The organism is Lentzea guizhouensis (genome assembly GCF_001701025.1).
Taxonomy (GTDB): Bacteria; Actinomycetota; Actinomycetes; order Mycobacteriales; family Pseudonocardiaceae; genus Lentzea; species Lentzea guizhouensis.
The window spans coordinates 4,531,681-4,547,464 of record NZ_CP016793.1 but is presented as its reverse complement, the minus strand read 5'-3'; the positions used below and the strand labels follow the sequence as shown (position 1 = coordinate 4,547,464).

General features: G+C 70.6%; 16 protein-coding genes. 1 reads left to right on the top strand and 15 read right to left on the bottom strand.

The annotated features are described in order from the left end of the window. Positions 1-16 precede the first annotated feature (16 nt). The 12 genes from truB to rimP form a co-directional block, all read right to left on the bottom strand. Positions 17-853, bottom strand: a complete 837-nt coding sequence (gene truB / locus BBK82_RS22585) for a tRNA pseudouridine(55) synthase TruB (RefSeq protein ID WP_218920693.1) — start codon at positions 851-853, stop codon at positions 17-19. A gap of 62 nt (positions 854-915) precedes the next feature. Further along, positions 916-2,256: an MFS transporter gene (locus BBK82_RS22580; protein WP_065916780.1), complete on the bottom strand. Its 1,341-nt coding sequence runs from the start codon at positions 2,254-2,256 to the stop codon at positions 916-918. Between the two features lie 126 nt (positions 2,257-2,382). After that, on the bottom strand, positions 2,383-3,684 hold the full coding sequence (locus tag BBK82_RS22575) for an MATE family efflux transporter (RefSeq protein ID WP_065916779.1): 1,302 nt from the start codon (positions 3,682-3,684) through the stop codon (positions 2,383-2,385). Positions 3,685-4,469: 785 nt separating this feature from the next. Beyond that, entirely contained in the window at positions 4,470-5,603 is a 1,134-nt protein-coding gene (locus tag BBK82_RS22570) for an ROK family transcriptional regulator (protein WP_065916778.1), read from the bottom strand. Further along, on the bottom strand, positions 5,600-6,586 hold the full coding sequence (locus tag BBK82_RS22565) for a DHH family phosphoesterase (protein ID WP_065916777.1): 987 nt from the start codon (positions 6,584-6,586) through the stop codon (positions 5,600-5,602). Before BBK82_RS22565 ends, BBK82_RS22570 begins: the two co-directional genes overlap by 4 nt. A 133-nt stretch (positions 6,587-6,719) precedes the next feature. Further along, positions 6,720-7,169, bottom strand: a complete 450-nt coding sequence (gene rbfA, locus BBK82_RS22560) for a 30S ribosome-binding factor RbfA (protein WP_065916776.1) — start codon at positions 7,167-7,169, stop codon at positions 6,720-6,722. Positions 7,170-7,182: 13 nt separating this feature from the next. Beyond that, a complete protein-coding gene (locus BBK82_RS22555) occupies positions 7,183-7,476 on the bottom strand; it encodes a DUF503 domain-containing protein (RefSeq protein WP_065921269.1) in 294 nt (97 codons plus the stop codon). Between the two features lie 72 nt (positions 7,477-7,548). Next, positions 7,549-9,393: a translation initiation factor IF-2 gene (infB, locus tag BBK82_RS54245; protein WP_065916775.1), complete on the bottom strand. Its 1,845-nt coding sequence runs from the start codon at positions 9,391-9,393 to the stop codon at positions 7,549-7,551. A 336-nt stretch (positions 9,394-9,729) separates the two neighbouring features. Then, positions 9,730-10,590: a translation initiation factor IF-2 N-terminal domain-containing protein gene (locus BBK82_RS54240; RefSeq protein WP_237048411.1), complete on the bottom strand. Its 861-nt coding sequence runs from the start codon at positions 10,588-10,590 to the stop codon at positions 9,730-9,732. Positions 10,591-10,695: 105 nt separating this feature from the next. Then, on the bottom strand, positions 10,696-10,935 hold the full coding sequence (locus BBK82_RS47655; RefSeq protein WP_237048410.1) for a YlxR family protein: 240 nt from the start codon (positions 10,933-10,935) through the stop codon (positions 10,696-10,698). A gap of 126 nt (positions 10,936-11,061) precedes the next feature. Beyond that, on the bottom strand, positions 11,062-12,075 hold the full coding sequence (gene nusA / locus BBK82_RS22545) for a transcription termination factor NusA (RefSeq protein WP_065916774.1): 1,014 nt from the start codon (positions 12,073-12,075) through the stop codon (positions 11,062-11,064). Beyond that, positions 12,072-12,596 carry a ribosome maturation factor RimP gene (rimP, locus tag BBK82_RS22540; RefSeq protein ID WP_065916773.1) on the bottom strand — a complete coding sequence of 175 codons (525 nt, stop codon included), beginning with the start codon at positions 12,594-12,596 and terminating at the stop codon, positions 12,072-12,074. The genes nusA and rimP overlap by 4 nt, the downstream gene beginning before the upstream one ends. Before the next feature lie 127 nt (positions 12,597-12,723). On the opposite strand from rimP, the gene BBK82_RS22535 reads away from it, so the two are divergent. Next, positions 12,724-13,143: a hypothetical protein gene (locus BBK82_RS22535; protein WP_237048318.1), complete on the top strand. Its 420-nt coding sequence runs from the start codon at positions 12,724-12,726 to the stop codon at positions 13,141-13,143. Between the two features lie 435 nt (positions 13,144-13,578). Here BBK82_RS22535 and BBK82_RS22530 read toward each other — a convergent pair whose 3' ends face one another. From BBK82_RS22530 to BBK82_RS22520, 3 genes are read right to left on the bottom strand one after another with little or no spacing between them, the layout of a single operon-like run. Beyond that, positions 13,579-14,310 (bottom strand): hypothetical protein, encoded by a 732-nt coding sequence (locus BBK82_RS22530; RefSeq protein ID WP_065916772.1) that lies wholly within the window; start codon positions 14,308-14,310, stop codon positions 13,579-13,581. Positions 14,311-14,365: 55 nt separating this feature from the next. After that, positions 14,366-15,319 carry an aminotransferase class V-fold PLP-dependent enzyme gene (locus BBK82_RS22525; RefSeq protein ID WP_065916771.1) on the bottom strand — a complete coding sequence of 318 codons (954 nt, stop codon included), beginning with the start codon at positions 15,317-15,319 and terminating at the stop codon, positions 14,366-14,368. Continuing rightward, positions 15,312-15,776 (bottom strand): DUF4442 domain-containing protein, encoded by a 465-nt coding sequence (locus BBK82_RS22520; protein WP_065916770.1) that lies wholly within the window; start codon positions 15,774-15,776, stop codon positions 15,312-15,314. The genes BBK82_RS22525 and BBK82_RS22520 overlap by 8 nt, the downstream gene beginning before the upstream one ends. Positions 15,777-15,784 lie beyond the last annotated feature (8 nt).

The window sequence follows — 15,784 nt, the reverse complement described above, 5'->3', positions numbered from 1 at the left end:
CCTCCGCAGCCGCGCCTCAGCCGGCCGGGCTGAGCACCACGACGGGCTTGGCCTGGCCGTCCTCGTCCTTGGCGAGCGCGATGACGTGGCCGTCCGGGCCGAAGACGCCGTAGGTGCCGTCGAAACCGCCTGCGCGCAGCCGTTGGCCGTGGGACAGCGCGGCGGCCTCCATCGGGTCGATCTCGCGGCGCGGGAACGCCGTGGCGACCGCGGCGTCGAGGTCGAGCGACAGGCCGGGGCTTTCTTCGAGCTGCTGGAGGGTGCGGGCGACGCGCAGGTCGAACGGGCCGACCCTGGTGCGGCGCAACGCACCCAGGTGGCCGCCGACGCCCAGCGCGGCGCCGAGGTCGCGGGCCAGCGCGCGGACGTACGTGCCGGACGAGCACTCGACCATCACGTCGAGGAGCACCTTCTCGTCCTCGCGGCGGCTGAACAGCACGTCGAACCGGTGCACGGTGACCGGGCGGGCCGGGATCTCGACCTGCTCGCCGGCGCGCACCCGTGCGTAGGCGCGCTTGCCGTCGATCTTGACCGCGCTGACCGCGGACGGCACCTGCTGGATCGGGCCGGTGAGCTTGGTGATCTCGGCCGCGACGGCGGTGTCCTCGACGTGGCTCGCGTCCACCGTGGACAGCACCTCGCCCTCGGCGTCGTCGGTCGTGGTGGCCGCACCGAGCACGATCGTGGCGAGGTAGGCCTTGCTGTCGAGCGCGAGGTGGCCGAGCAGCTTGGTCGCGCGCTCGATGCCGAGCACGAGCACGCCGGTCGCCATCGGGTCCAGCGTGCCGGCGTGCCCGACCTTGCGGGTGCCGAGGATCCTGCGCACCCGTGCCACCACGTCGTGCGAGGTCATGCCGTCCGGCTTGTCGACGACGACCAGGCCCGGTGCAACAGAAGGTTTCACGGCGGGAGATCCTAAGCGACGCGCAGAGCGTCCCAGCGCCGACGCCGCAACTGCACAGGCACCGTCTCACCGCGCTCCTCGGCGGCGAACACCGCGGCCCGCGCGCGCCGCCACCAGACCAGCATCCGCCAGGCACCGAAGGCGAGCACGGCGACGAGGAAGCTGAACGCCACCCGGAACGCGCTCTGCGGCGTCAGGACGTTCTCGAAGAGGTCGAGCAGGACACCCACGCCGAGCGCCGCGACCGTGACGGCGAGGAAGCCGCCGACGTTGACGAGCCCGCTCGCCGTGGACTGCCGGTGCGACGGGTTGTAGTCACGCGCCAACGCGAACGCCACGCCCGAGATGGGGCCACCGATCGTGAGTACGACGAACACGATCCCGATGACCACCGACGGCACGTGACCGCCCGGCCACAACAACAGCACGCCCCACCCCGTGAACGCGAACGCCAGGAACCACACCGCGATCGGCATGCGCCACTCGGGGTTGCGCGAGAACAACGCGCCGATGACCGGACTCGCCACGATCGCGCCGATGACCAGCACGCCGAGTGTCGACGACGCCGCCTTCGGCGACATGCCCTGCGCCTGCACGAGGTACGGATAGCCCCACAGCAGGCCGAGCACGGCCGGCGTCGACATGGTGCTGAAGTGCGCCCAGAACCCGAGCCGGGTGCCGGGGACGCTCCACGCCTGCCGGACCTTCGGCCAGATCTTCTTGAACGGCACGACATCCGGCTTCGGCGCGGTGCCTCCGTGCGGCACGTCGCGGACTTTGAGGAACGCGATGACCGAGTAGAGAGCGGTCGCTCCGCTGGCGATGAGGAACGCCCACGTCCAGCCGATGCTGCCGAGCATCAGCGTGAGGGGGACCGTCGCCACGAGGTTCCCCACGCCCCCGAGCGCGGCCGTGACCGCGACGACCAACGAGTACTGCTTCGGCGGGAAGTGCGTGGCGACGAGCCGGATCACGCTGATGAACGTCATCGCGTCACCCATGCCGAGCACCGCGCGCGCAGCAAGCCCAAGGGGGTACGACTCGGCTATCGCGAAGAGGAGCTGCCCCGTGCCCATGAGCAGCGCGGCGGCGGTGAGGACCTTCCTCGGCCCGTAGCGGTCCACGAGCAGACCGGTGGGAATCTGCATGAGGGCGTACACCCCCACCTGCAACACGGTGAACACACCGAGCTGCGCGGGCCCGAGCCCGAACCGCTCACTCGCCTCCAGCCCCGCCACGCCGAGCGTGGTGCGGTGGAAGACGGCGGCGAAGTAGACGAGAACGGCGGTGGTCCAGATCAGCCACGCGGCACGGGTGGCAGGACCACCTCGATCTTGGCGGACGACCGGCAAGGCGACACTCCCCAGGTCGGAGATGGGCAGACATTAGTTACATCGCCTAAACAACCTTCTTGGCAACGATTTCATGCCGTGAAGTCCGCCACAGCGCCCGTGCGGGTGATCAAGCCGTGTGCGCCGTCACCGCACGGCGCCCTCGACGGCCCACTCCCCCGACCTGGTCCGCCACACCACCGCGAACAACCGCAGCACCATGAACGCAGACAACCCCGTCCAGATCCCGGCCAGCCCCCACTCGAACGCGTACGACGCCCACACGAGCGGCAAGAACCCGACCACCGCCGACCCGAGCGTCGCCGTCCGCATGAACTTCACGTCCCCCGCGCCCAGCAACACCCCGTCGAGCGCGAACACCACACCCGCGATCGGTTGCAGCGCAACGAAGAACCACCACGCGTTCGGAATCTCCGCAAGCACCCCGGCGTCCGACGTGAACGCCCTGGGCAGGACCACCACCAGCGCCGCGAACACCAAGCCGAGCCCAACCCCGAACACCAACCCGTACCGCGTCACCTGCCAAGCCAGCCGCTCAGCCTGCCGCCGCCTCGACGCCCCCAACGCCGCCCCCACCAACGACTGCGCCGCAATCGCCAGCGAGTCCAGCACAAGCGCCAAGAACGTCCACAACTGCAACACGACCTGATGCGCCCCCAAAGCCGCAACAGACGTTCTCGCCGCCACAGACGCCGCGCTGATGAAACAAGCCTGGAACGCCAAACTCCGCAACACCAGATCACGCCCCATGCCGAGCTGCGCGCGCATAGCCGCCCAATGCGGCCTCAACGGCACCCGCTCCGCAACGAGCGCTTTGAAGAACAACCCGGCCGACAACACCTGCGCGACAACGTTGGCGACCGCCGACCCCTCCAACCCCCACCCCGCCCCGTACACCAGCGCCGGACACAGCACGGCACTGATCCCGTTGCCGATCAAGATGTACTTCAACGGCCGCCGCGTGTCCTGCACCCCGCGCATCCACCCGTTGCCGGCCATGGTCACCAAGATGAACGGCGCCCCGAACAACGCGATCCGCACCCAGTCGACCGCCGCATCCGCCACCGCCCCACCCCCGGCGAGCAACTCCGCCAACGGCCGCGCGAACAACTGCCCCAGCACCACCACCAACACACCCGCGGCCAACGCCAACCAGGTCGCCTGCACCCCCTCGGCCACGGCCTCCCCACGCCGCCCGGCCCCGTGCAACCGCGCCGTCCGCGCCGTCGTCCCGTACGACAGGAACGTCAGCTGCGTCGACACCTGCGTCAGCAACACACCGCCCAGCGCGAGCCCCGCCAGCGGCAGAGCGCCCAGGTGCCCCACGACCGCGGTGTCGACCAGGACGTACAACGGCTCGGCGGCCAGCACCCCGAGCGCGGGCACGGCGAGCCCGATCACACGGCGGGCAGGCACCCCGTCGGCCACGTCGCCGGCATCGCCCGCAGGGTTGCCAGCACTGCCCGCGGGGTTGCCGGCACCGGCAGCCGCGAGGTTGCCGGGATCGCCCGCAGGGTTGCCACACGCCTGCGGGTTGCCAACGGCCGGGGTTGCCGACACCGCCTGCGGGGTTGCCAGCACTGCCCGCGGGGTTGCCAGCACCGGCGGCCGCGAGGTCAGGAGCCGAGCGGGAGTCCGAGCCCGAACGGCCATCCGGCTGGGGGTTCGAATCCGAGCGCGAGCCGGAGTGCGGCTGTGAACCGGAGCTCGGGTGCGAGCCGGACCGCCGGTCAGCGTGGAGGTTCGAGCTCGCACCGTCCCGTCCGACGCCGGTCGCACTTCCCGCGCCGACCGGCGCACCCACGGCACCCCGGCCCTGGTCCGCCTCCCCGGCGGCACAGCCGTCCGGCGTCCGCGGCACCCGGCCTGGCCAGTCCTGCGCCGTTGCGTCCCGTCCCGCGTGCTCGCCCTCACGTCCTGAGCCGACCGTCGCTACCCCGACCTGTTCCTCCACACCCCGAACCTAGGCGTTCGGCCCGCCCGATCCATCTGCTTAGCGATGGAAAGCACTCGCCGCCGGCCGATCCAGACCCGAACCCGCCCCCGCGCTTCCTCATCTGCGTGGCGGTCGAGCAGACGGATCAGGACGAGTCGGCGACTCACCATCTCGGACAAGCAAGACGCGGGGGTCGGGGGATCAGGACATCCACGAGCCCGCATCCACCCGATCGAGTGAGCCGAAGCCAAGCCCGCCGCAGGAGCCGGGAGCCGGCCTACGCCCGTTGCGGCAACCCGAACACCTGCTCGCGCGCCACCGCCAACGCCGAGTGCAGCGCGCCCGACCGCACAGGGTTCGCCGTGATCTGCGCTAGTTGCACCGGTGTCCGGGGCACCACCAGCTTCAGCAGCTCCACCGACACGAGCTCACACAGCGTCTCGCCGCCTGCCTGCGCGACTCCGCCGGACAGCAGCACCAGTTCCGGGTCGAGCACGCACACCACGTTCGCCAACCCGAGAGCAATCCTACGAGCGAGGTCTGACAAGAACGCGCGTCCGTCAGCGCCGGCCGCGAGAGCACCGGAGACGGCTTCCAGGCCGGAGGAAGCGACGATCCCGTGCGAAGCGGCCAGCGCGATGATCGCCTCGTTGTCCACCTGGTCGCCGTAACGGCCGCCGGGGATCTGCATCGAGTCGACCTCGCCGGCGCCGCCGGTGACGCCGCGCAGGAGGGTGCCGTTGATGACGACGGCCGAGCCGATCTCGTCGGCCGGCCAGAACAGGACGAAGTTGCGGACGCCGACGGCCTTGCCGGAGCTCATCTCCTCCAGGGCGGCGAGGTTGATGTCGTTCTCGATCGACACCGAGGTGCCGAGGAGGGTGCGGAAGGTCGACGGGAGGTCGACGTCGACCAGGCCGGGCAGGTGCGGTGCGAAACCCAGGAAGCCGGTCGCCGGGTCGACGGCGCCGGGGGTGCCGACGACCACGTGGGACAGGGCGTCGAGGCGCAGGCCGGCCAGCGCGGCGGCTTTCTGGACTGCCGAGCGGAAGGCGTCGAGGGTGTCGGAGGCGGGCATCGGGACGCTGTGTTCGGCCAGCAGGGCGCCGGTGATGTCGGCGATGACCACGTCGATCAGGTCGGGGGTCAGGGCGACGGCCGCCACGTGGCCGACGCTGCCGTTGACCGCCCACATCTGGGCTCGGGGGCCCCGGCCGCCGCCGCGCAGGCCCGTGCGGACGACCATGCCGTCCTCTTCGAGGCGGGCGAGGAGCTGGGCGGTCGCGGGCTTGGAGAGGCCGATGACCTCTTCGAGTTCGGCGCGGGTCATGGCGCCGCTGCGCAGCAGGGTCTCGATGGCCGCGCGGTCGTTGATCTCCCGCAGCAGGCGGGGACTTCCGGTTCTCGTCATGACTCCACCCGCTCCAGCGCGCCCTTCAGCGCGGCGACGACGTCCGCGGAGTCGCCCTCGAACGTGAAACCGGCGGCGAGGCGGTGGCCGCCGCCGCCGAGGTACTGGGCCACCTCGCGCACGTCCACCCGGCTCACCGCGCGCAGCGAGACCGACCAGCGGCGCGGCCGGAGCTCCTTCAGCACGGCGGCCACCTCGGCCTCGGCGGTGGAGCGCACCACGTCGATCACGCTCTCCACCTCCTCGCTGCGCACGCCCGCCGCGTCGTCCAGGCCCACCACCGCGTGCACCAGGCCGAGGCCGCCTGCCGCCGACGCGTCCAGCTCGGCGCGGCCGAGCACGCGCGACAGCATGCCGAGGTACGCGAACGGATGCGCGTCCATCAACGGCCGTGTCACCTGATAGGCGTCCACTCCGGTCTGCAGCAGACGCGCGGCCGTCAGGTGTGCCGCTGGGCCCGCGTTGCGGAAGCCGCCGGTGTCGGTGACCAGGCCGGCGTAGATGCAGCGCGCGATCGGTTCGTCGAGCTCGACGTCCATCTCGTCCAGGAGCTTCAACGCGACCAGCGCGGTCGCCTCCGCGTGCTCGTCGATGCAGTGGACGGTGCCGTAGCGCGTGTTCGACACGTGGTGGTCCAGCACGATCACGGGACCGCGGGCGCCGGCCACGCGGTCTGCCAAGGGGCCCAACCGCTGCAGGCTCGCCGTGTCCAGCACGACCAGCAGCTCGGGGTCGGCCGGCACCTCGTCGCGGTGCACCAGCAGTCCGGCGGTGTCCAACGCGCGCAACGACTCCGGCACGACCTCGGGATCACCGAACGCCACCCGCACCCGCACTCCACGCCGGTGCAACGCCAGGCCCACGGCCAGCGCACTGCCGAGGGTGTCCGCGTCGGGGTTGATGTGCGACAGCAGCGTCACATCACGGGCCTCTGCCAGTAGCCGCGCCGCCTCGGCGATGGTGGTGCTCAGGTCGTCTGCCACAGGAAGACGTTAGCCGTTCACAGTCTCGCCGTGTGGAAAGGCACCCACTCCCGTGCAGGTTTCCGGTGACGGACCTGGCAGAGGAGGTGCGAAGTGGACGGTCCCCGGTGCGACCGGGGACCGTCCGGTTGTGTCAGTCCTCGTCGTCGTCGACCCGAGGCGCCTTGTACGGGTCGGCCTCACCCGCGGGCGCGGCGCCCGCGGCGAGACGGGCGACCTCGGCGTCGGCGGCCTGCGCCTGGGCCAGCAGCTCGTCCATCTTCCGCGCCGTGTCGGGCACGGTGTCGGTCATGAACGTGAGCGTCGGCGTGAACCGGACGCCCGTCTGCTGTCCGACCATCGAGCGCAGCACGCCCTTGGCCTTCTCCAGTGCCGCCGCCGCGCCGGCGTAGTCGGGCTCGGAGTCGAGACGCTCGCCGAGCACCGTGTAGTAGACGGTCGCGTCGTGCAGGTCACCGGTCACCTTCGTGTCGGTGATGGTGACGCGGGCCAGACGCGGGTCCTTGACCTCGTGCTCCAGCGCGGAGGCGACGATCTGCGAGATCCGCTTGGCGAGCTTGCGGGCACGTGCCGTGTCGGCCACGAGCCTCCCCTTCCTAGTCGTCCTCCGGCCCGACGAGACGCGTGCGGGAGGAGAGCAGTTCCAGTTCGGGACGTCCGGCGAGCCTTTCACAGCTGTCGAGCACGTCCCTGACATGCGCAGCATCGGCAGCGACCACTGCCACGCCGATCAACGCACGCCGATGCAGGTCCTGGTGGCCCGCCTCGGCGGCGGCCACCTCGAAGCGCTTGCGCAGCTCCGCCACGACCGGGCGGACCAGCGAGCGCTTCTCCTTCAACGAGTGGACGTCTCCCAGGAGCACGTCCAGTTCCAAAGCCCCCACGTACATGGGCAAGATCCTCCAGAAGAAAGGGGTGCGGAGCCACCGGTTAAAGCGGCTCCGCACCCCCTCATCGGCCGACTAGGCGCGCGGCTTCTCGCGCATCTCGAAGGTCTCGATGATGTCTTCCAGCTTGAGGTCGCTGTAGTTGCCGAGCGTGAGACCACACTCGAAACCTTCGCGGACCTCGGTGGCGTCGTCCTTGAACCGCTTGAGCGAGCTGATCGGGAGGTTCTCCGCGATCACCTTGCCGTCACGGAGCAGGCGAGCACGCGCGTTGCGGCGGATCTCGCCCGACAGGACCATGCAACCCGCGATCGTGCCGACCTTGGAGGACTTGAAGACGTCGCGGACCTCGGCGCGGCCGAGCTGGACCTCTTCGTACTCCGGCTTGAGAAGACCCTTGAGGGCCGCCTCGATCTCGTCGATCGCCTGGTAGATGACCGTGTAGTACCGGACGTCCACACCTTCGCGGTTCGCGAGCTCGGTCGCCTTGCCCTCGGCCCGGACGTTGAAGCCCAGGACGATGGCGGAACCGGCCACGGCGAGGTTGATGTCGCCTTCGGTGATGCCACCGACACCGCGGTGGATCACGCGCAGCTCGACGTCGTCGCCGACCTCGATCTTCATGAGCGCGTCCTCGAGGGCCTCGACGGTACCCGAGTTGTCACCCTTGATGATCAAGGTGAGTGCGCTGGTCTCCTTCAGCGCCGCATCCAGGTCTTCCAGGCTGACGCGCTTGCGCCTCGCCGCGTTGGCGGCGTTGCGGGTGCGGGCCTGACGACGCTCGGCGATCTGGCGGGCCACCCGGTCCTCGTCGACGACGAGGAACGAGTCACCGGCGCGCGGCACCGAGGTCAGACCGATGACCTGCACCGGACGCGACGGGGTCGCGACGGTGACGTCATCGCCGTGCTCGTCGACCATGCGGCGGACGCGACCGTACGCGTCACCCGCGACGATCGAGTCACCCACGCGGAGCGATCCGCGCTGGACGAGCACCGTGGCGACCGGACCGCGGCCGCGGTCGAGGTGCGCCTCGATCGCGACACCCTGGGCCTCCATGTCCGGGTTGGCCCGGAGGTCCAGCGAAGCGTCCGCGGTGAGCAGGATCGCGTCGAGCAGGCTGTCGATGTTGATGCCCTGCTTGGCCGAGATGTCGACGAACATCGTGTCGCCGCCGTACTCCTCGGCGACCAGCCCGTACTCGGTCAGCTGCTGACGGATCTTGGAGGGGTTCGCACCCTCCTTGTCGATCTTGTTGACCGCGACCACGATCGGGGCCTCAGCGGCCTGGGCGTGGTTGATCGCCTCGACCGTCTGCGGCATCACGCCGTCGTCAGCGGCGACGACGATGACCGCGATGTCGGTCGCGTTCGCACCACGGGCACGCATGGCGGTGAACGCCTCGTGACCCGGGGTGTCGATGAAGGTGATCAGACGCGGGTTGCCCTCGAGCTCCGTCTGGACCTGGTAGGCACCGATGTGCTGGGTGATGCCACCGGCCTCGCCCTCGTGCACCTTCGCCTTGCGGATGGTGTCGAGGAGTCGCGTCTTACCGTGGTCGACGTGACCCATGACGGTCACGACCGGCGGACGGATCTGCAGGTCGTCCTCGTCACCGGCGTCCTCGCCGTAGGTGATGTCGAACGTCTCGAGCAGCTCGCGGTCCTCCTCCTCGGGGGACACGACCTGCACGACGTAGTTCATCTCGGAGCCGAGCAGCTCCAGGATCTCGTCGGACACCGACTGGGTCGCCGTGACCATCTCGCCCAGGTGGAAGAGCACCTGCACGAGCGACGCCGGGTTGGCGTTGATCTTGTCGGCGAAGTCGGTCAGCGAGGCACCGCGCGGCAGGCGGATCGTCTCGCCACTGCCCTTGGGCAGGCGGACGCCACCGACCGAAGGCGCCTGCATGTTGTCCATGTACTCCTGGCGCTTCTGCCGCTTGGACTTGCGTCCACGACGCGCCGGACCACCCGGACGACCGAAGGCACCAGCGGTACCGCCGCGACCGGCGCCGCCACCGCCACCGGGACGGCCGCGGAAACCGCCGCCACCGGCAGGGCACCGCCACCTGCGCCGACCACCACCGGACGGAAGCCACCGCTCCGCGCCGCCACCGGGACGGAAGCCACCGCCACACCGCCACCGGGACGGAAGCCGCCGCCACCGCCACCGCTCCGCGGAAGCGCCGCCCGCCGCCCACCGGCGACCGCCGCCACGCCACCACGGACGGCCACCGCCACCAGGCCAGGACGGTTACCGGCCGGACGGTTGCCCGGCATCATGGGGTTCGGCCGGGGCATGTTGCCCGGTTGGGGCGAGGACCGCCCTGACCGGGGCCACCGGGACGGGGACCACCAGGACGGGGACCGCCCTGACCACCGTGCGGCGGCCGGACCTGACCACCCTGACCGGGCGCGCACCGGGGCGAGCCGGACGGGTCGCCGGCTTCGGCCGAGGGCGGTCGCCCTGCTTGGCGCGGGCCGGGACGGGCCCGGACGCGGCGAGGGTTGCCACCACACCCGAACGGGTTGTTGCCCGGACGGGGCACGCGGGGCAGGCTTGGAGACTGGGGCGGGCACCACGGAGGGACTGACCAGACGGGCCGGGCGGGCTGCTGGGCCTGGGCTGCTGCTGCTGCTGCGGAGCCGGGCGGACCCGGACGCGGGCCACCGGCTTGGTGCCGGGCCGGGCAGCCTTGGGAGCGGCCGGAGCCGACGCGGCGGAGCTGCCTGGGCAGCCGGTGCGGCGGGCCGGGGACTGCTGAGGTGCGGGCGCTGCGGCGCCGGAGCCTGCGCAGGAGCTGCTAGCGGGCTTGGGCGCCGGCGGGGCAGCCGGGCGCGGGCCGGGCATGGCCTTGGGCGCCGCTGGCTTGTTGTCGTCGGACGCCGGCTTCGACTCCGCCGGAGCGGAGGGTGCGGCTGCGGGTGCCTTCGGCTTCGGAGCGGACGGCTTGGGGGCCGGCTTCGAAGACTTGGCTTCGTAGGCGTCACGGAGCCGCCGGGCCACGGGGGCCTCGACGGTGGACGACGCCGACTTCACGTACTCGCCCTGTTCGGCGAGCTTGTTCAGAACTTCCTTGCTCGTAACACCGAGCTCTTTCGCGAGCTCATGCACGCGGGCCTTGCCTGCCACTGCTCTCCTAAGTCGTGAGGCCGGCGGGCAAGTCCCATCGACCTCGTCTTAACGTCGCGCGTTCATGTCTTCAGCTTCACGGCTGACTCATGACGGGTCGACCTGCTTCCTTGTTTCCTGCCGGCCGCGGGGCTGTCCCGTGGCCTGGTTCCCGTGCTGCTGCAGGTGTTCGCGCAACAAAGCGACGTCGAGTGCTCCCTGGACCCGGAGGGCCCGCGGAAACGCCCGTCGCCGCTCGGCGTTGCGCAGACATTCGAGATCGAAATGCAACCAAGCACCCCGACCAGGAAGCCGCCTGCGGACGTCCGGGAGCACCGAACCGTCCACCGCGACCACACGCAGCAGCTCAGACGGCAACGTCCGGGCACGGCATCCGATGCACGTCCGAACAGGGCCGATGTGCTGGGAAACCGATCCCGACGTTGATCCGTTGATAATTCTATCCCCTGGAGCTCATTCAGCCGAACTGGATGTGACCGCTCCGGCAGCCGGAGACTCCGCATCGCTGCGGATGTCGATGCGCCAGCCGGTCAGGCGGGCGGCCAGACGGGCGTTCTGCCCCTCCTTGCCGATCGCCAGCGACAGCTGGAAGTCGGGCACCACGACACGGGCCGTCTTGGCCCTCTCGTCGAGCACCCGCACGGACACAACCTTCGCTGGTGACAAAGCATTCCCGACGAAGGTGGCCGCGTCGTCCGAGTGGTCGATGATGTCGATCTTCTCGCCACCGAGCTCGTGCATGACGTTGCGCACACGGGCCCCCATCGGGCCGATGCAGGCGCCCTTCGGGTTCACTCCGGAGACCGTCGACTTCACGGCGATCTTCGAACGGTGACCTGCCTCACGTGCCACCGCGGCGATCTCCACGGTGCCGTCCGCGATCTCCGGGACCTCGAGGGCGAACAGCCGCCGGACGAGGTTCGGGTGCGTGCGCGACAGGGCGATCTGCGGGCCGCGGGCGCCTCGGGAGACGCTCACGACGTAGCACTTGATGCGCTCGCCGTGGTTGTACTGCTCGCCCGGCACCTGCTCGGCCGGCGGCAGCACCCCCTCGGTGTCACCCACCTGGACGACGACCATGCCGCGGGCGTTCGCGCGGGCGTCGCGCTGCACGACGCCGGCGATGATCTCGCCCTCCTTGGCCGCGAACTCGCCGAACGTGCGCTCGTGCTCGGCGTCGCGCAGGCGCTGCAGGATGACCTGGCGGGCGGTGGTGGCGGCGATGCGGCCGAAGCCCTCGGGGGTGTCGTCCCACTCCTCCTGCACCACGCCGTCGGGACCGATGTCCTGCGCGAGCACGCGCACGACGCCGGTCTTGCGGTCGATCTCCACGCGCGAGTGCGCGGCGTGTCCTTCGGTGTGCTTGTAGGCGGTCAGCAGTGCTGACTCGATCGCCTCCAGGACCGTCTCGAAGGGGATGTCCTTTTCACGTTCGATCGCCCTCAGGGCGGCGATGTCGACGTTCACCTCGGCTCCTCCTCCGGTGCTTTGCGAGTGAGCCGAGCCAGTTCTTCGACCGGCGGCTGCTTGAACTCGATCTCCATGACCGCGCGTTCGATGTGGCGGTACTCCACGCGCCGCAGCTCGCCCTGGTGCAGCAGCTCGACCCCGGTCTCGTCGCACTGCCCGACCCGGCCGAACCACTCGGCCTGCTCGGGCTGCTTGACCTTCACGAGACGCAGGTGCGCGCGCTTCCAGTGGCGGGGACGGGTCAGCGGCCGGTCGACACCCGGCGAGGTGACCTCGAGGGTGTACGGCCCGTTGATCAGGTGGTCGTGCGCGTCGAGCGCGGCGGACACCACGCGACTCGCCTCGGCGACCTCGTCGAGGCCGATGCCGTCCTCCGCGTCGACCACGACCTTGACCAGACGGCGGCGCCCAGCCTGATTCACGTCGAGTGCGTCGAGGTCGAAGCCGATCGCTTCGAGCGCTTCCCGCACAACGGGTGCTAGCTGCGCGGCAAGCTCTCCGCGCGGCGGGCTGGACACGTGGTGTCTCCTTCAGTTCGAACGCATGAAAACCCCGGCCGACGGTGTTTCGGCGGCCGTGGGGGCCCAGACTATCTCTTTCGCCCGCCTGTCACCGCCTCGCCGTCCGCTGGCAAGATTGGTCCGCGTGATCTCCGAATCGGTCAGCCGCCGCCGTGTGCTGCTCGCGGTGGCCGCCGCACCTCTGGCCGTTGCGTGCACCACAGAACCGTCCGCGCCACCGCCGCCGGACCCGTTGTCGGCGTTGGCCGCGCAGGCCCGTTCGGACGCGGCGCTGGCGAAGTCGCTGACGTCGGTGCCGGCCGCCGCGGAGATCGCCACGGCCAGGGAGACGCACGCCGCTGTTGCAGGCCGAGGTCGAGCAGGCCCCGCTGTCTCACGCGCCCTCCCCTCGGTGCCGGCCACCGCGCCACCGCGGGCCTGCGCACGGCACTGGACGAGTCGGTGCGCCGCGTCGGAGGCCGTGGCGAAGCTGCCGTCCTACCGCGCGGGTCTGGTCGGTTCGGTGGCGGCCGGGTGCGCGTCGCTGCGGGGGGTGCTGGCGTGAGCAACGACGCGTGCAGACCGCTGGGCAAGACCCGCGTTGGACTACGGGCTCGTGTCGGCGTTCTTGAACACCCCGGCGGTGAACGAGGGTGCGAACGCGCACCGCGCGCGCCGGGACACCACGGAGCGATGGCTGAAGGACCACGGCGCGACGCCGAACCGCGCCGCCGCTATCTGCCGCACCGGTGTCGGACGGCCTCGGCGCTCGCGCGCTCGCGGTGGAGGACACGTGCGCGGCGTGGCGGGTGCTGGAGCGGACCCGACGGCGCTGCGGGAGCTCTCGACGCGTGACGGCGGCGGTGGGGCGACCGGTGGGCAAGTCGCGACCAGCCGGTCCATCACGATCCGGCAGGCCTCGCTGACCCTCTTCCGCTGTGCGGAACGCACGCGGGGAGCTTTCGCACTGTCTGAGAGTGCGAAAGCTCCCCGCGTGCGTTCAGCTGCCGATCGAGGAGGCGAGGCGGATCGCGTCCTGGGAGACCTTCTTCATCTGCGTGTTGTGCGCGAGCGCGTCGTCACCCTTCGACGGCGAGTCCGACTCGACGATCACGACCTCGCGGTCGCGCACCTCGGAGGCGTACCCGCCGTTGGCGAGCGTGGTGAGCGGCGGGATGCTCACGGCCTTGTCGAGCACCAGGTCCTTGATGTTGCCGGTGTCGTTCTGCTCGGTCAGCGCCTCGAGCTGCCTGGCCTCTTCCGCGGTCTTCATCCGCACGACGGACACCGACGAGTACACGGTGCGGCCGTCGGGCAGCTTGGCCGTGTAGAGCATCCGGGTCAGCTGCAGACACGGGGTGGTCTTCAGGAACGCCTGCGTCTTGCTGGTGGCGTGCGCCGCGCAGTCGCTGTCCTTCACCGGCTCCGGCAGCTGGGTCGAGGTGGTGAACTCGAACTCCCCCGCGGTCTTCTGCGGTACCGCGGCCGGCTTGTCCACCGGGTCGGTCGGCTGGAGCACCCACCACACGAACCCGGACACCACCGCCACCCCCACCAGGGCCAGCGCCCTGCCGAGCCAGATCCGCTTCGGCGTCTGCGGCGGCTGGGGCGGCCGCGGCGGCTGCTGACCGCGGTTGTCCATGATCGACTGGAGCTTGACGAGCTCGTCGGCCGGGTAGAGCGGAGCGGTGTCGGTCGGCCTCGGCGGAAAGCGAGGCAGGTTCTGGGTCACCTCTTCGGGTGATTCGCGTGGTTCCGACACAAGGACCCACGGTAACGGACGGCTCTCACCTCAGCGCTGCGAGCACCCGTTCGACGTCCTCGGGCGTGTTGTAGAGGTGACAGGCGTAGCGCGTCCGACCTGCGCGAACAGAGGAAACGACGCCGTCGGCGGCCGGCCGGCCGACCGAGACGATCGCCGAGCCGTTGGGCGGGAGACCCAATCCGGTGAGAAGGCGATCCGTCAGATCGACACAGTGCGCACGCACGGCCGTGAGATCCAACGAGGCCACCCAGGGCAACGCGACGGCCGCACCGACGTGTGCGAACCACGTGGGCGACAGGTCGAACCGCCGTGCGTCCGAACGCAGCAGCAGCTCGGTGCCGTAGTTCTCCCCCGTGCTGTACCAGTTCGCCGCCACGGGCCGCAGCGACTCGAACCGGTCGGGCCGCACCGCGAGCCACGCCGCACCGCGCGGCGCCATCAGCCACTTGTAGGCCACGCCGACGACGAAGTCCGCCCACGCCAGCGACAACGGCATCCACCCGGCCGCCTGGGACACGTCGAGCAGCACCGGTTTGCCCGACGCCCGCAGCGCGTCGAGGTCCGCGACGGCCCCGTCGGCCGACTGCACCACGCTGACCGCCACGAGGTCGCACTCGTCCACTGTGGACACCATCTGGTGCCCGGCCGCGACGAACGGCAGCGAGACGCTGGTGAACTCGCCGGGTTCGACGAAGACCTTCGACCCGGCCGGCAACGACTGGGCGACCAGTGAGACGAACTGCGAGACCGTGGCGCCGCACGCGACCGACGTCGCGGGCACCCCGACCAGCTGCCCGAACGCCGCCCTGGACGTCTCGACCACCTCGGTGAACGACGACGAGGTGTCCTGCCCGCGCCGCCACCGTTCGTGCGCGGCCGCCACCGCGTCGGCGACGTGCCGCGGCGGCACCCCGATGGACGCCGTGTTCAGGTAACCCGGCTCGACGTCGAAGACCGCACCGAACGCCTCACGCATGCGCGAGCTGCTTGTCGCGCTTGCGCCGCGCGTAGACCTGCTTCCGCACCTTCGCGATCACGGTCCCATCCTGCCCGACGACGTCGGTGTCGAACCAGACCAGCGCCTTCGCCCCGGACGCCGTCTGCTCCAGGACCTGCTCGACGTGGGAGTCGGTCAGCCGGAACTCCGCGTGCACGGTGCCGCGGCCGGGCGCGACGAACTCGATCTCACCGGCCCGGTCCCACACCACGTGCTCGCCCTTGAGCTGGTTGAACAGCAGCAGCACCCAGAACGGGTCGGTCATCGCGAACAGCGAGCCGCCGAAGTGCGTGCCGAAGAAGTTGCGGTTCCACGGACGCAGGCGCATGCGCACGCGGGCGTACCGGTAGTCCGGCGAGATCTCCTCGACGCGGATCCCGGCGAACAGGAACGGCGGCCACAGGTTCATGCCGAGGCGCAGGCGGCTTGCCTTCATAAAAAACA

Bases quoted from the DNA above. Each gene is read 5' to 3' on its own strand.
- BBK82_RS22555 (WP_065921269.1), bottom strand. From the start codon at position 7,476: ATGTACGTGGGGGCTTTGGAACTGGACGTGCTCCTGGGAGACGTCCAC.
- BBK82_RS22525 (WP_065916771.1), bottom strand. From the start codon at position 15,319: ATGCGTGAGGCGTTCGGTGCGGTCTTCGACGTCGAGCCGGGTTACCTG.
- infB (WP_065916775.1), bottom strand. From the start codon at position 9,393: ATGGACAACATGCAGGCGCCTTCGGTCGGTGGCGTCCGCCTGCCCAAG.
- BBK82_RS22570 (WP_065916778.1), bottom strand. From the start codon at position 5,603: ATGACGAGAACCGGAAGTCCCCGCCTGCTGCGGGAGATCAACGACCGC.
- BBK82_RS22520 (WP_065916770.1), bottom strand. From the start codon at position 15,776: ATGAAGGCAAGCCGCCTGCGCCTCGGCATGAACCTGTGGCCGCCGTTC.
- truB (WP_218920693.1), bottom strand. From the start codon at position 853: ATGACCTCGCACGACGTGGTGGCACGGGTGCGCAGGATCCTCGGCACC.